The sequence below is a fragment of the Mycolicibacter nonchromogenicus genome (genome assembly GCF_002101775.1).
GTDB classification, from domain to species: domain Bacteria; phylum Actinomycetota; class Actinomycetes; order Mycobacteriales; family Mycobacteriaceae; genus Mycobacterium; species Mycobacterium nonchromogenicum.
Genome location: NZ_LQPI01000045.1, coordinates 1 through 1,122 on the forward strand (window position 1 = coordinate 1; position 1,122 = coordinate 1,122).

A 1,122-nucleotide genomic window follows, 5' to 3' on the forward strand; every position below is an offset into this window, starting at 1 on the left:
TAGCTGTGATGTCCAGGGAGGTTGGTCAGCCGGGTGATCGGCGGTTTGCCTCCGATGGCGGAGTGTGCGCGGTGGTGATTGTAGAAGTGGAGCCATCGGGGCAGGGCCGCGTTGCGTTGCTCGGTTGATTCGTAGAGTCGGGCGTAGGCCCAGCCGTCGGCGAGGGTGCGGTGGAATCGCTCGATTTTGCCGTTGGTCTGTGGCCGGTAGGGCCGGGTCTTTTTCACGGTGATACCCAGGTCGGCGCAGGCGTGAGTCCAGGCGTGGGATCGGTATGCCGAGCCGTTGTCAGACAGAACTTGTGTGACGACGACGCCACGTTGAGCGAACCAGGACGTGGCTCGCTGCAGAACCCCGATCGCCGTCGCGGCGGTCTCATCTGAGCAGATTTCGGCGTAGGCGACACGGGAGTGGTCGTCGATGACGGTGTGCACGAATGCGGTTCCCAGCAGTGGACCGCGATGGCGGCTACGAGCAGCACCGGTCCTGGCCACGGTTGCCGAGCGGTTGCGATCGCCGCGTTGCTTACCGACATAGCGCCATCCACCGCCATCGGGGATGTTGCCGAACTTGGTGACGTCGACGTGGATCATCGAGCCGGGGTGGTCGTGTTCGTAGCGACGGATCGGTTCACCGGTGATGCGATCGATATGGGTGAGCCGGTTAATCCGGCAGCGCACCAGGACCGCGTGCACCGTCGAGGCCGGTATCTCCAACTGGCCGGCGATCTGCACGGGCCCCAGACGCTTGCGCCACCGCAGGTGCACGATCTGGCGTATCAGCGAAGCTGACGTTCGGGCTGGGCTGTGGTGCGGCCGCGACGACCGGTCAGTCATCCCAGCGGGGCCCTCTGTGCGGTAGCGGGCCGCCCACTTGGCGGCCGTGCGGGGCGAAACCATGAACAGCTTCGCTGCCGCTGCGTAGCTGTAACCGTCGTTGACGATCAACTCAGCCAGCCGCAATCGGGCGCGTGGGGTCAGGGCTGCATTAGCGTGGGACACGAAGGCCTCCTGGTTGATGAAGCGGTTTCTAGACAGCTCCACTTCACAACCGGAGGCCTTCACCTGTCTCAACGACAGGCCAAAATCAACTCAATCCGTTACAACGTCCCTGGACATCACA

The 1,122-nt window shown here is 63.7% G+C and carries 1 protein-coding gene; it reads right to left on the reverse strand.

Features of this window, described 5'->3' with window-relative positions:
- A partial coding sequence (locus AWC18_RS11950; protein WP_109560067.1) for an IS481 family transposase occupies nt 1-1,001 on the reverse strand: 1,001 nt, incomplete at its 3' end.
- Nucleotides 1,002-1,122: the final 121 nt, after the last annotated feature.